Annotated in this window: 11 protein-coding genes; 10 read left to right on the top strand and 1 reads right to left on the bottom strand. The window is 69.9% G+C overall.

Annotation, left to right across the window (positions count from 1 at the left end):
* Nucleotides 1-470 precede the first annotated feature (470 nt).
* The 10 genes from ABT112_RS02775 (at nucleotide 471) to ABT112_RS02730 (ending at nucleotide 12,513) form a co-directional block, all read left to right on the top strand.
* Complete coding sequence (locus tag ABT112_RS02775) at nucleotides 471-803, top strand: hypothetical protein (RefSeq protein WP_351504779.1); 333 nt, start codon at nucleotides 471-473, stop codon at nucleotides 801-803.
* Between the two features lie 11 nt (nucleotides 804-814).
* Nucleotides 815-1,126, top strand: coding sequence for a pore-forming ESAT-6 family protein (locus ABT112_RS02770; protein ID WP_351504777.1), 312 nt, complete (start codon nucleotides 815-817; stop codon nucleotides 1,124-1,126).
* A 54-nt stretch (nucleotides 1,127-1,180) separates the two neighbouring features.
* Nucleotides 1,181-1,567, top strand: coding sequence for a DUF6507 family protein (locus ABT112_RS02765; RefSeq protein WP_351504775.1), 387 nt, complete (start codon nucleotides 1,181-1,183; stop codon nucleotides 1,565-1,567).
* On the top strand, nucleotides 1,564-3,732 hold the full coding sequence (locus ABT112_RS02760) for a hypothetical protein (RefSeq protein ID WP_502975226.1): 2,169 nt from the start codon (nucleotides 1,564-1,566) through the stop codon (nucleotides 3,730-3,732). The genes ABT112_RS02765 and ABT112_RS02760 overlap by 4 nt, the downstream gene beginning before the upstream one ends.
* Before the next feature lie 10 nt (nucleotides 3,733-3,742).
* Nucleotides 3,743-4,030 (top strand): hypothetical protein, encoded by a 288-nt coding sequence (locus ABT112_RS02755; protein WP_351504773.1) that lies wholly within the window; start codon nucleotides 3,743-3,745, stop codon nucleotides 4,028-4,030.
* A 171-nt stretch (nucleotides 4,031-4,201) separates the two neighbouring features.
* The gene (locus ABT112_RS02750; protein WP_351504771.1) at nucleotides 4,202-4,507 is read left to right on the top strand and encodes a hypothetical protein; all 306 of its coding nucleotides are present in this window, start codon (nucleotides 4,202-4,204) and stop codon (nucleotides 4,505-4,507) included.
* A gap of 13 nt (nucleotides 4,508-4,520) precedes the next feature.
* Nucleotides 4,521-5,885 (top strand): type VII secretion integral membrane protein EccD, encoded by a 1,365-nt coding sequence (eccD, locus tag ABT112_RS02745; RefSeq protein ID WP_351504769.1) that lies wholly within the window; start codon nucleotides 4,521-4,523, stop codon nucleotides 5,883-5,885.
* Between the two features lie 9 nt (nucleotides 5,886-5,894).
* The gene (locus ABT112_RS02740) at nucleotides 5,895-7,115 is read left to right on the top strand and encodes a CpaE/TadZ family protein (protein ID WP_351504767.1); all 1,221 of its coding nucleotides are present in this window, start codon (nucleotides 5,895-5,897) and stop codon (nucleotides 7,113-7,115) included.
* Nucleotides 7,112-11,104, top strand: coding sequence for a type VII secretion protein EccCa (gene eccCa, locus ABT112_RS02735; protein WP_351504765.1), 3,993 nt, complete (start codon nucleotides 7,112-7,114; stop codon nucleotides 11,102-11,104). The genes ABT112_RS02740 and eccCa overlap by 4 nt, the downstream gene beginning before the upstream one ends.
* Nucleotides 11,101-12,513, top strand: coding sequence for a DUF6177 family protein (locus ABT112_RS02730; RefSeq protein WP_351504763.1), 1,413 nt, complete (start codon nucleotides 11,101-11,103; stop codon nucleotides 12,511-12,513). Before eccCa ends, ABT112_RS02730 begins: the two co-directional genes overlap by 4 nt.
* A gap of 133 nt (nucleotides 12,514-12,646) precedes the next feature.
* Here ABT112_RS02730 and ABT112_RS02725 read toward each other — a convergent pair whose 3' ends face one another.
* Entirely contained in the window at nucleotides 12,647-14,341 is a 1,695-nt protein-coding gene (locus tag ABT112_RS02725) for a TIGR04141 family sporadically distributed protein (protein ID WP_351504762.1), read from the bottom strand.
* Nucleotides 14,342-14,409 lie beyond the last annotated feature (68 nt).

The raw sequence follows: 14,409 nt of genomic DNA, 5'->3' as shown, positions 1-14,409 counted from the left end.
ACAGCGCCGGCGGTCGCGGCCATGACGGTGATCACGCCGTTGCCCTGGGCCGGTCGCACCGCCCGCCACAACTCTCCACGACCAGTCGAGCGGCGGCCGCCCACCGCTCGCCGCCGCATCCCCCAGCTGCCGTCCTCGCCGACTGAAACACGGAAGCACACACGGCAGATCTGCTGAATCACCTCGCCTGCCTGACACAGTCTCAGCCAACTCGGCTACGCCCCCACGCCGCCGTTTGATCGGCCGAGGAAGAGCTGCCTTCCGCGATGCAGCCTGCGCGAGCGGGAAACCTCAACCCCGGGTCCCGGCTCCCATCTTCCGTTCCGGGAGATCAATCAAGACACGCCGCGCACAAGCTCGTTGAGTCCACGACGCCTCACAGGAGAGGATGTTCGACAGACCGACAGAAGTTCGTTACGCGCTGCAACGATGGCCACGGCAGCGCACCAGACCGTACGGGGGGTAGGTGCATGAAGTTCGACATGGGCAGTACGACTCTGTCCGGCCTCGGTAAGAGCACGGTGGGTTCCAGTGACGACCTCGGCTCGCTGATCAGGCTGCTGATCGCTGCTGCGGAACCCCTGGAAGGCAAGTTCAACGGCGCCGGCAAGGTGGCGTTCGACTCGTTCAAGGCGCGTGCCGACGAGATCACCGCCGCGTTGAACGGATCGCTGCAGGCGATCCTGGGCGGCCAGTCGGGCATGGACAGCGCATTCACCACCGGTGACCAGGAGCAGGAGTCCAACGCCCACCAGAACATGGCCGGGGCAAACTTCGACGCCGCCCGGTTCTCCGGACGATAGGGGGATTCGCAATGGGACAGAGTCTGGACCGCACGTCGTTCGACACCGGTGTCTCGTCGGAGGTGCAGGGCGGCCTCCAGGGAATCATCGGCCAGCTGGAGCGGGTCCTCGTCGACCGGGACCAGGCAGTGAAGGCGGCCATGGCCGACTTCCAGGCCGACGGAGTGTCGGACGAGTACCACAACAAGGAAGTCCGCTGGAACCGCGCCGCGCACGAGGTGCGCGAGATCATCCGCCTGGTGCGCTCGACGCTGGAGAAGAACGACGGCACGGCGCAGTCGACGCTCGCCAAGGCGAAGGCCGCGGTCGACAACATCGGTTGATCCGGGCGTACAGCAGGGGGAGCAGGTTCGGAGCTGTAGCGGGGGGATATGGCCATGACCAGGTGGGACGTGACTCCGTCCGGAGTCGACTTCGTGACCTCTCTCGTGGGGGACGCGATCGAAGAGATCGACCAGGACGTCAAGTCGTACGGAACGAACGCCAAGAGCGCTGCCGAGTCGGCAGGCAGCATCAGCGGTCCGGTCTGCGGCGCTGTGCCCACCGGGCCGGTCGGTGCAGCGCTCGCGCTGTTCGTCGACAGGACAGCACATGACGTGATGTTCCTCAGTGCTCGGGCCGCGAAGTCGGCCAATGGAGCTCGCGAGGCCACGGCGTACTACGTCGTAGGGAATCTCGAGATGGCTTCCGACACCCAGCACAAGGCGCTCGCGGCGCCGAAGATCGACCTGCCGGGCGACAAGCGGGGTGGCGACCACAAGTGAAGATGATCGAACCCGGTGGCATATATCAGTTCACCGGCAATCTCGAACAGCTCGAGAAGGACGTCTCCGCGCTGCGCAGCAATGCGATCGGCATCCGTAACGGCGGCCTGCATGTGCACTCCCGTTTCCAGATGCTGGAGGCCCACTACAAGGCGCCCGAGGCGGACCAGCTCTTAGCCAGCACCCTGCCGGTGAGCCAGAAGGCCGATGCCTTCGCCACCGACCTGGAGGCCGTGGCGGACGCGCTGGACACGTATGCCTACGAGGTCCGCCCGCTCGTCAAGCGCCTCGCACAACTCAAGGCGGACGCACTCGCGTTCGTGGACAGTGTCGAGGGCAAGGACGACTGGACCGAGGACGAGGACAAGGTCGACCGTCACCAGAAGCTGCTGGACGGCGTGAACAGCGCGGTTACCGCCTTCCAGGAAGCCGAGCGCCGTGCCGCTAGCAAGATCTCGGCCCTGGTGGGCGGCCCGAAGTTCGTGGTGGACGACGGAAGCCACACACAGAACCGCAAAGAGGTGATGTACGGCTACGGCTTGGACGTTCTGGGACAGGCCAAAGAGCTGCCCTGGGGAAGTCCGGTCGCCCAGACCTACGATGCCTTGGACATCGGTCACCATCTCAAGAGCTTCTTCTGGGACGGCATCGTCGTCGACAACATTGTGGCCGGAGTTCAAGGCCTGGGGCGACTTGTGGGCATCGGCGGCTCCGCGAGCGACGCCTGGAGTCAGCTCGGGGACATCGCGGGTGGTGTCGGTCAGTACACTGCCGCACCATACGAAGCCCTGATGGAACTGGCGTTGGGAGAAGCTCCCGAGGATCCCGACGTGACCAGGCAGAAGGAAGCTGCCAGAGAGTTCGGCAAGGCGCTCGTCGCATGGGACATGTGGGGCGAGAACCCCACTCGGGCCTCAGCGACGGTGGCGTTCAACGCTCTCACCTTCGGCGCCGGCCCCCTCGCCATCGCCGCCAAGGGAGGCAAGGCCGGCACCGCGGCCAAGACCGCCGCGACGGCCGCCAAGGTGGGCGAGTACATCGAACCGCTCTCGGCAGCGTTCAAGATAGGCGGAAAAACCGCGAGTTCGTTGCCCAAGATGTCCGAGGTGACGGCCAAGATTCAGGCCGCATTCGAAACTTCGGCACCACAACGCCTGCACAGCGATCTCGAACTCAACGGCGCCAGGGTCCGAATCCAGGACGGCGAATTCATCCGCGTCGACGCCGACGGCAACCCCATCAAGGACACGCCGAAGCGGGAGCTGGGGGCGCACGAACGGGCGGGGCAGCACGACGGGGCCTCCGAGCGGGAACTGGCGGGGGTCGGAGCGAGCTCGCATAGGTCTGGAGCCACCGCCGCTCATTCAGAGAACCCCACACCACGCGCCAGTCACACCGCTCCACCCACTGACCCCAGAGACGGCCACGCAATACCCCCCAGTGACCACGGCGCTAGTAGCACGCACGGGGCGCACACCTCGGAATCCGCTGGTAATCATGGTTCCGATGGACAGCCAGCTGATTCTCAGCAGGCGCCTCCCAGCTCGAACAGAGGCGAGTATGATGCGGCAACTTCCTCCAAGGAGCTTCATGAGCCAGAGAATTCGATCGATCAGCGCGCCATTGACGACCGCATCAGGGAGCTTGACGACCGGGAAGGCGGCGAAGGGCACGCACCCGGACGCCACCTGCGCCCCGACGATTCAACATTGCAGGATCGCCTAGGATCCCCGAAGACCGATACCGATGGACAGCTGAAGTTTTACGGGCCACAGTCCAATTACCCTGGCCACGTGAAATCGGAGAACAATATCGACCCACTCACTGGGACGACAGTGGACGGAGTCTCAGGTCGCAGCCATCGAGTGGGAGCCTACTCCACACGATTCGACAAGCCCCGCGACATGGTCGATGCTGATGCGTACTTCCGAAAGTACATCAAGGATCACGGCGAACCGCCTGAGAATGCAGTACCGATCGCAGAAGTACTCGGTCCTGACGCACACAAGCGACTGACGGGATACTACAGGGATCCGGAAGCGCCGGACGAATTCCTTCCCGTCGACTTCGAGAACGGCACGATCCAGGCCGTCTACCGCAGACACGGCGAGGAGTGGCACCTTCACACCATGTACCCTAACCCGGGTCGCGGGCGACACCCTTAGGACGGAAATCATGAATCGAGAACTACAAAAATTCATCCGCGTCTACCTCAATCTTGAAGAGGCCTACGACACGGGTGGATACCTCCGTCCAACTTTGCACGCATTCAAGCATGAGTATGTGGAAGCCGTACAGCATGGGCTTGAGAGTGTCCTGAACACCCGAGAGCTCTCCGTGGGCGACTACGAGGGACTCACAGATATCGAGTTCCCGAACGAGGACGCGCTATACGACTACTTGAAGAAGATGTACCGCTACCTTTTCGAGGATGAGCGCGAGCAGCCTTTGCCTCCGGAATAGGATGCATGCCCATACCAGGGTGGATCTACAGCCCCGAAGTCGATGCAAACCCTAGGTACCCACAAGGCCATCAGGTTGGGCGCGAGGTGGGCAGAATAACCATCGCGCGGTGCACGCAATGCAATACCAGGGTTTGGTGGACGGACAGCTACGAGGGGGAGACTGGCAACCGTGCCAGCCCACGACTACGACAGCCAACTACTTGAGTCGGTATCAGTACGACGCCGACGCCTTCGCGATGCCCTGCTGTTCGGAGCCCAGCGCCAGCGGCGCTCCGTGGACGAGCGGCTGGGGAAGGTCGTTGCCGGGGTGGTGATCGCGGCGGTGCTGTGTGCCGGTTGCGTGGGCTGGTCGTTCATCTCCCACCGGCTCATCGGTAAGAGCCCGTACGGCCCCTCGGCCCCGACCTCTTCCCCTTCGCCCTCCTCTTCCCCTTCGTCCCCCTCCGCACCGAACAGAGCGACTACTCACCGATGATAGGTTCGAACGCGTGGTAGCTGCTGGGGCATTACGTCGGACTGCGCTGAGCCGGGTCACGCTCGTCGGTGAGCGGCGGCGGATCGATCTCGTACTGCCGTCCCAGGAGCCCGTCGGCCGCCTGCTGCCCGACGTTCTTCGGCTGCTGGACGACCGTGTGCCCGCCCGGCCGTCCCTTCGTCACCTCGTCACGGCGGACGGTTCGGTGCTGGCTGAGGACAGCACGCTGGAGTCGGCCGGGATACCGGACGGCGCGGTGCTGCGCCTCGTACGCGTCGAGGACGCGCCGTCGGCGCCGGTCGTGCACGACGTGACCGACGAGGTGGCCGAGGATCTCGACGTCCGGCCATGGCGATGGAGCCCCGCCGCGCGGCGCGTCACCGCCGGTGCGGCCACAGTCGGCTGGGCCGTCGCGGCCGGGTTCCTCGCACGCGGCGCGTTCGCTCCGGCCTCCGTCGCGGCCGCACTGCTGGTCGTCGCAGCGACAGCGGCCGCGGCCGGTGCCCTGACCGGGCGCGCCGGCCGGCGCGGGGTGGCCACGGCACTGATCGCGACGGCCGGAGCCCTGGGTGTGGTGGGTACGTGGACGCTGGCCGACGCCCACGAGTGGTCCTCCGGACTGCGGCTGGCCGCGGCCGCCGGTTCCGTGGTCATGACGTTGCTGCTGCTGGGGTGGTTCTCCCCGCTGGGACGCGGCGGACTCGTGGGAGGCGCGGCCGTCACGGTCACGGCCGGGTGCTGGGAGATCGTCGCGGCCCTCCAGGGCGGTGCAGGATCGGCCGATGAGCAGGCGCGGGTGGGTGCCGTGCTCGCGGTCGTCTCCGTCGTGGCGCTGGGGCTGGTACCCCGGCTGGCTCTGATGGCATCGGGGCTGACCGGGCTGGACGACCGCCGGTCCGGCGGAGCCTCGGTGAGCCGGTACCGGGTGGGAACGGCGCTGACGGCAACGCACCGCGGGCTGGTGCTCGCCACGCTCGTCGCGGCCTGCTCCGCCTGCGCCGCCGGAGTCCTCGCGCTGCGCACACCCACCGTGTGGACGGTCCTGGTGGCTGTCGTCGTCGCCGTGGTGGTGCCCCTGCGGGCCCGTGCCTTCCCGCTGATCGCCGAGGTCGTCGCGCTGCTCCTGGCCGGCGCGGGCGTCGGGCTGCGGTTGATCGTCGTATGGCTGGAGCACTCCGGGGTCCACGGGCCCCTTGCCGTGCTCGCCGCACTCGCCGTCGTTCCCCTGGTCGTGCTGGCCGTACAGCCCGCGGAGCATGTCCGGGTGCGCCTCCGGCGCATGGGGGACATGGCCGAGTCGACCGGCGTGATCGCTCTGTTCCCGCTGGTCATCGGAGTGTTCGGGGTGTACGGACGCCTGCTGGACACGTTCGCTTAGGGGCTCGGCATGTCGCAGGGAGACTGGCAGCGGAATCTGCTGCGGGAGTTGAGCCACGGCAGCACCCCGGAGAGCACCTCCCACACGGGCCGCCCCCGGAGCGAGACGTCGTCGGAGCCGGGCAGGGCCGCCCCGCAGCCGCCACACACTGCCGCGCAGCAGCAGCCGCAGCCGCAGCCGGGGCCGGTCGAACCACCCCAGCAACAGGCGCCCGCATCTCCGCAAGCCGGCTCCCCCGCCCAGGTGCACGCCCCGGCGGACGGGCCACAGCCCGCTGTCCGCGGCACGCGGGATCCTCGTCTCCCGATGCCGACGCCCGAGTCCGTACCGACCGTCGACCCGCGCCTCGCCCGGGCGATGGGCCGCCCGGTGCACGGGGACTCCATGGCACGGCGCACCGGTCGTTCACTGCTCCGCATCGGGTCGTCCGCGGCGCAGGAGGTCGCCGAAGAGACCCGGCTGGCCGGGGAGTTGCAGCAACCGGTGACCACCGGACGGGTGATCGCCGTCACGTCCATCAGGGGAGGGGTGGGCAAGTCCACGGTGACGGCCCTGCTGAGCCGGGTCTTCAACCACTACCGGCACGATCCGGTGCTCGCTCTGGACGCCGATGCGGCGCTGGGCACGCTGCCCGTGCGCCTCGGTGCCGAGTCGGTGCGCTGGTCCTGTGCGGAGCTGGCCGGGATCCTCACCCCGTCGATGCAGCTGACCGACATCATCGGCTATCTGGTGCCGGTGTCGGACGGGGGCTGGCTGCTTCCCGCGAGCAACGGCCGGGTCGGCCCGCCGCTGGACGTACGGAGCTACCGCACGGTGACGCTGGCGCTGCGGCGCCACTTCGCCCTGACGCTCGTCGACTGCGAGACGCTGCCGGGCGAGGTGGCCCGCACGGCGATGGACACCGCCCACGCCCGGGTGGTCGTCGCGCCGATGACCGCGGAGGGCGTCAACGGCACCCGCATCGTCCTGGACTGGCTGGCCCGGCTCCCGCACTCGGCCCTGGAGACCACGGTCGTGGCGCTGACCGCGAATTCGCCCGACACGACGCTCGACCTGAAGACGGCAACCGCACATCTGCGGGAGACGGGAGTCGTGGTGGTTCCCGTCCCCTACGACCGCCACCTCGGTGGAGGAGGACCCCTGGTGAACGCCATGCTGGGACGGGACACCCGGGACGCGGCCACCGTGCTGGCCGCCGAGGCGATGCGGCGTGCGGTGAGCGCACGGTGACCCAGCAGCTGATCCACCGGCCCGCCCGCAGCACCCGCCCGCTCGCTCCCGCGGAACCACGCACCGTCGAGCCCCCGCCGAACCTTCCCGAGGGCAGGATCGGGAACGCGGCGACCGCGCTGCTGCCCATGGCCGGCGTCATGAGCTCGGTCGTGATGATGACCGTGATCCGCAACAGTCAGTTCGCGGCGATCGGCGCCATCGTCCTGGTGTTCGCTCTGCTCGGTGCGGTGGCCCTGTTCTGGTCGCAGCGGGGCAAGGCGCAGCGCACCCGACGCGCCCAGCGCGAGAGGTACCTGGAGTATCTGGAGGAGCTGCGGGAGGAGTTCGGGCAGCTGGAGCGCCGGCGCCGGCGGATCGCTCGGGTGCTCAACCCCCCGCCCGGTGCCCTGTACGACGTGCTCCGGGACCCGGCACGGCTGTGGGAACGGCGGCGGCCAGACGCGGATTTCCTGCGGGTGCGGGTGGGTACGGGCGAGGTGCCGGTGCAGGCGTTGACGGTGGGGCAGCATGCGGGCACCGTGCTGACGCCGCCGGATCCGTTCATGCTGAACGAGGCCCACGCCCTGCTGGGCCGGTTCGCCGCGTCGACCGACTTCCCGCTCACGGTGCCGCTGGACCGCGCGGGCAACGTCAGCATCGTGGGCGACCGCGAAGGGGTCCTCCGGGTCGCCCGGTCCGTGCTGGTCCAGGCGGCCGTGGCGCACGCCCCCGACGACCTGGCCCTCGCTCTGGCGTTCCCCGATGAGCGGGAGGAGGACTGGGCATGGTGCAAGTGGCTGCCGCACGTGCTGGACCCGTCCGAACGCGACGGAGCGGTGGCCGCACGCCGGATGGCCCCCGGTCCGCAGCAGCTGGCCACCCTGCTGAGCGCGGAGCTGCGGAGCCGCGCCTCCTACGCCGCCGAGATACGCCGGGGCCTGTCGGACCGGAACGCCCTGCGCATGACCGGGCGCCTCCTGGTGATCAGTGACGCGCACGGGGGGACGGCCGTGGAACTGCCGCGCCCGGACGAGGCCGTCGCCCTGCCCGACATGGGGGTGACGGTCCTGCATCTGCTGGAGCGGCAGGTGCAGGAGCCCGATCAGGTGAGCGTCCGCCTCACCGTCGCCGGGGACCGGGTCGAGGTGGAGGACCTGCGCGTCCCGGAAGCTGCTCGCGCGTCGGGAACCGTGGACGACATCACCCGGCCCGGGGTGGAGGGGGTGGCGCGGGCCCTGGCACCCCTGCGGCTGTCGGCCGAATCCGCCGCGGACGGCACACCCGTGTCCGGTCCCGTGGACTTCCCCGAACTGCTCGGCATCGAGGACCCGGCGGCACTGGACCTCGAACGGCTGTGGGCCCCGCGGGGCGAGCGAGGCTTTCTGCGGGTCCCGATCGGGGTGACCGACCGGCGTGAGCCCCTGCTGCTGGACCTCAAGGAGTCCTCGGAACTGGGCATGGGCCCGCACGGGCTGTGCGTGGGCGCCACCGGCTCCGGCAAGAGTGAGCTGCTGCGCACCCTCGTCCTCGCCCTGGTCGCCACGCATGCGCCGGAGGACCTGGCACTGGTGCTGGTCGACTACAAGGGCGGCGCCACGTTCGCGCCGTTCGAGGACCTGCCCCACGTCGCCGGTGTGATCACGAACCTGGAGAACCAGGCCGGTCTCGTGGAGCGGGTGCACACCAGCCTCGCGGGAGAAGTGAAGCGCCGCCAGCAGGTACTCAAGGACGCCGGGAACGTCGCCGACATCGGCCACTACGCCGCGCTGCGTGCCACCCGCCCCGATCTGGAGCCGCTCCCCCATCTGTTCGTGGTCATCGACGAGTTCGGTGAACTGCTCACCGCCAAACCCGACTTCATCGACCTCTTCCTGTCCATCGGACGCATCGGCCGCTCCATCGGCGTCCACCTTCTGCTGTCCAGCCAGCGCATCGAGGGCGGCAAGCTCAAGGGGCTGGACACCTACCTGTCCTACCGGCTGGGCCTGCGCACCTTCTCCGCCGACGAGAGCCGCACCGTCCTGGACACGACCGACGCCTTCCACCTGCCGCCGTTGCCGGGGTTCGGTTACCTCAAGGTGGACACGTCCACCTACGAACGCTTCAAGACGGGTTACGTCTCCGGTGCCTACCGTGGTCCCGCGCTGCGCGCGCCGGAGAAGGAGGAACCGCTCGCCCTCCCGTACGCCGCCTTCAACAGCGTCCCGGCAGCGGAGCCCGCTGCCGAGGAAGCTCCGGAGATGCGGGAACGGGAGACCGGCCCGACCGTCCTGTCCGCCATGGTCGGCCGGCTGCGCGGCGCCGCGGAGCCGGTGCGCCGCATCTGGCTTCCGCCGCTGCCCGACGCCGTCGCCCTGGATGTCGCCGCGGGCGGCGTCCGGGCCTCGGCGGACGGGGTGCACTTCACGGACCGGCCGGCCATCCTGCGCGTACCTCTCGGAATCCTCGACGATCCGGCCCAGCAGTGGCAGGACCGCTGGCAGCTGGATCTGACCGTCGCGGGCGGCCACGCGGCAGTCATCGGAGGCCCCCAGTCCGGCAAGACCACCCTGCTGCGCACCCTGGCGCTCTCCCTCGCCCTGTCGCACACACCGCGCGACGTCGCGATCTACGGACTGGACCTGGCCGGTGGCGGCCTCAGCGCCCTGACCGGCCTGCCGCACGTGGGAGGCATCGCCGGTCGCTCCGATCACGAACGCGCCACCCGCACCGTCGCGGAGGTCCGCGCCATGCTGGGCGAGCGCGAGGACCTCTTCCGCTCGTCCGGCATCGACTCCGTCGACCAGCTCAGGCGGGTCCGCACCCAAGGCGGCCTGCCGGCGCTCCCCTCCACCGACATCATCCTGCTGATCGACGGCTTCGGCGCGCTCCGCGACGAATTCGCCGACCTCGAGGACGCCGTCACCGATCTGCTCAAACGCGGCAGCGGGTACGGCATCCACGTCGTGGCCGGCATGATGCGCTGGAACGACGTGCGGCTCGCCACCCAGTCGATGTTCGGCACCCGTGTCGAACTGCGGCTCAACGACCCGTCCGACTCGAGCATCGATCGCAAGCTCTCCGAGACCCTGGACCCCGGCACCCCCGGCCGGGTCCTGACCGACGGCAAGCTCTTCGCCCAGGTCGCCCTGCCCCGTATCGACACCGTCCCGTCCGGGGAGGGCCTCGGCCCGGTCCTGGAGGACACCGCCCGCACGATCCGCGCCTCCTGGCACGGCGAACTCGCCGCGCCCGTCCGCATCCTGCCCACCCGGCTGCCCGCCGCGAAGCTGCCCTCGGCCGCGGCCGAGCCGTCGCGGGTTCCCATCGGTGTCGACCAGGACAGCCTCGCCCCCGTCCTGCTCGACCTGTTCGAACAGGACCAGCATCTGCTCGTCCTGGGCGACAACGAATGCGGGAAGACCAATCTGCTGCGGCTCATCGCCGGGCAGTTCGTCGACCGCTGCACCGACGAGGAGCTGGTCTTCGCGGTCTTCGACCCCCGGCGCGGCCTGCGCAGCGTCGTCCCCGAGCCCTACCGGGGCGGCTATGCCCACAACCCCAAGCTCTCCGCCGCCCTCGCCACGGGCATCGCGAAGGAACTGGACAAACGCCTCCCCGACGAGGCATTCGACCACGAGACGCCGGCCGACGGACCGGCCTTCACCGGGCCGCGCATCGTGGTCGTCATCGACGACTACGACATCCTGACCGCCGCCGGGCAACAACCGCTGTCCCCCTTCCTGCCGTACATCTCCTCGGCCCAGGACATCGGGCTGCACTTCGTCATCGCCCGGCGCGTCGCCGGCGCCTCACGAGCCCTGTACGACCCGTTGCTGACGACTCTGCGCGAGACCGGCACCGCGGCCCTCGTCATGGCCGGCGACCGCACGGAGGGCCAGCTCTTCCCCGGCCTCCACGCCAGTGCTCAGCCTCCGGGGCGCGGCACCCTCGTCCGCCGGGGCCGCCCCCACCAGCTCATCCAGACCGCCCTCGCCACCGACATCAGCCGGGAACACACCCTGTGACCAAGGACGTCATCACCCTCACCCCGACGATGCCCGATGTCCGGACGCTCCTGGCGGGCCTGTACGCCGGCGGCCCCGACCTGGGCGTCCGCACGACGGCGGACGGAGCCGTCGTCCAGCTCTGCGCACCCGACGGACGGACTCTGGTCTCCGTGGAGGCTCCCGTTCTCGTCCAGGTCCCCGGCGAGGTCGAACGACTGCTCGGGCCCGTCCCGGCAGTACCGGACGGGCCCGTCTGGTGGACCGAGGCCCGTGCCTCCACCGCGGTCCCCGAAGCCGAACAGCTCGCCGCGTCGTTCGCCGGACGCCTCGCCACAGTGCTGGACGGCACGACGTGGCCGCCCAAAGCCCTGACGACCGCCGTCGTCCCCGTCCCGTCCGGCACGGACGCTCCGCCGGAGACCGAGGGCATTCCTCCGGCTGTGGACGTCCTCACCGAGCAGGCCGCGGTCGTCTTCCAGGACCGTCCCGTGGTCGCCATGACCAGCTGGCTCTCGGACGCCCTGCGCACCGCGATCACCAGCGACCGCGCCCTGCAGATCGTCACCCCCGACACGACGCGCCTCACCCTCCCCGCCCGCGCCGCGCTGGGCGGCCACCCCCACCGCTGGGTCGTCCAGGACGGCGAGGACGGCTACTACGACGGCCTGTCCGGCGCCGTCCTGCACTGGCAGGGCGACAGCTTCGCCCCCGCCCGGACCACGTCGGCCGGGACTCCCGTAGCGGCCGCGTTCGCTGACCGCACCGACTCCGGGGACCGCCAGCTCGTCCTCTCCCTGCGCACCCGCCACCCGGCCGACGAGCACCTGGTACTGGGCCGCGCTCTCGAGGCCGCCTGGCACCACATCACCGGGGCCGCGCCCGCCGGCTGGAGCACGGCGGAACCGGTCAACCACCCCTGGACCACGCGCCAGCTGACCGACCTCGCCCGCCGACGCGCACCCCAGCCGACCTGGTTCACCGTGGTCGGGCACCCCGACCGCCCCGCCCTGGCCACGCTCCGGGTAACCCGCACCACCGCAGGTGTCGAGGAGGAGATGACCCTCGCCGTGGGCCACGGCCCCGCCGAGGACCTGCCGCTCGGCGCGGTCCTCCCTCTCGCCGAGGCGCTCTCCGCACCCGAGCACGGCCTGACGTCGATGCTCGCCACCGTGCGCCGGGCCCGTCGCGACCTGACGGTTCCCGCACACATCGAGGCGCCCCCCGTCCCGGTCTCCTTCACGCTCGGCCCGGACCCGGTCCAGGACATCGGCCTCCCACACGCCCGCCGGCCGCCCCACGACCTCCTCCCCGCACCACTCGGCCCCAGCGCCCGCCCCGCACTCCACTACCCCCTCGGCGATGGAACGGACCCACAGACGTGGACCGCGCTGCGTCGGCTCACCCAGCACTTGCGGGCGGGCAGCTGAGCCCGTGGCCTGCTGTGGGCCGTCAGTGCGGACGCCCGACGAGGACGCCCTGCCCGGCGGCCACCGCAAGATTGCTGCGATCCGTGCGGGCCGCGAGCGGCCCGGTGCAAACCGGGGGCCAATTGACACCGCGCTACGCAGCCAGGTGGCGGATTCCCGCCCCGCTCGGAGGCACCGCCGTGGCCTGGATCCCGATGACCTCGACTTCGACGCCCCAGGCCTCAAGGGTCTTGGCCGTCTGCACAAGGGTGACCTGGGAGAACGGGAACAGCGTGTCGGCGGTGAGATCGGTTCCGCCCTTCAGCAGGATCGCGAATACGACCTTCGACGGCCGGAAGCCGTCCGGCAAGGCCCGGCCAGGCCGGGCCGCGGCCACCTTCCGGGCGAACCCGTCCACGGCCTCCGGCGAGTGCAGCAGGGTCTGCACGGCGACGACGGCCTGGCCGAACAGATGGCTCAGCGCGTCGGAGCCCTTGGCCCGCTTCACCATCACCAGGACGTCGTCCGGGCTCAGCAGGTCGCAGACCTCCACGCCGTTGCCCCGGTGCAGCGCGGTCCGGACGTTGTCACGGTCGAAGCAGACGTACCCGGGCCGCAGGTCGGGCACCGACTCGTTGTAGTCCCGCTCCTTGTCCCCGAGCACCCAGGCCGGGAGGTCGACCGAGGGCGTGCCGGTGATGAGCCGCTCCACCTGCGAGCGGATCGCCTCCAGATACGCCTCCCCGATCTCGTACCACTGCCCGTCCAGCAGGAAGAACCGACGGGGGCCGAGCGTCACCTGCGCCTCGATCCACCGCAGCACGCTCGATGCCCAGATGACGTCCCCCTTCTCCGCCCGGGCGTGCGCATAGAGGGTGACGGTGCCGTCCCGGAGGGCGGCGAAGCGTGTTCCCGCCCTCTGCACGCGGGCCCGGTTGAGGACATACTCCAGGCTGAAGTCGGCGGTGAGGCGCGCCTCCGGGCTGTGCACCTTGGTGGCGAACGCCTGGGCGGCGCCGTAGTCGTCCCAGTGATCGGCCGGGACGGCGACCGCGATACGTCCGTCCGGCACCTCGCCCAGCATGTCGTCGAGCCTCTCCTCCAGCCGCGTGACGAGGTCGGCCTCCTTGACCGGGACGATGTGCTCGACGAACTCCAGTTCCGGAGTGGGGACCTCGTCCCGAAGGACACGGGCGATGGCCCGGATGTCCGCGACCAGGTCCGCGGCGTCGATACCGAGGCGCATCCGCAACCCGGTACCGCCCTCAACGCTGGAGATCTTCGTACGGTCGTCCTGAGCGATGGTGAGCTCGATCCCGTCCAGCCGACCGCCCAGCCGCCGCACGATCTGCGCGTGCTCCTGGACGCCCAGGCTCCAGACCGGAGCGCCGCCGGGCACAAGGGTGATGTCGGTCCGGCCGCCGCCCGGCGTATGGGAGACCAGGTCCCGGATCTGGGCGGGGTCCACCCTGCGGATCACGAAACTCAACCCGAACCGCCGGTCCTTGACCTGGTCGGGCACCAGGCGGAAGCCCTGGTCGTAGCCGATGGCGTACACCTCGCCGTCGACCGCGAGCATCAGCAGCCCGGCCGACCGGTTCACGGGCCGCGACACCTCGCACCCGGTCGTGCGGTTGATCTCGCCGCACCAGCTCGCGACCGGCTGCTCGAAGCTGCCGGTGACCAGCAGAGCCGGAACGCCCAACCGCTCCTCCGGGATGTGCAGTTCCGCGTCAACGGCTGCGAGCCGGGCCGGGTCAAGGACGTCGAACATCGCGTCGACCGTGGGAGCGATACCCGTGAGGCGGTACAGGGTGCGCTTGGACGTGCCGGAGGTGCTGGTGGCCATGGTGCCGCTCCATTCGAATCGAACGTCTTGTGGGCAGGGGGAAGCCCGGGAGGCCCGGGGAAGCTGAG

Source organism: Streptomyces sp. NPDC002055 (assembly GCF_040296705.1).
Classification (GTDB): domain Bacteria; phylum Actinomycetota; class Actinomycetes; order Streptomycetales; family Streptomycetaceae; genus Streptomyces.
The sequence above is the reverse complement of the archived record's forward strand: the minus strand, read 5'-3'. Positions and strand labels throughout refer to the sequence as shown.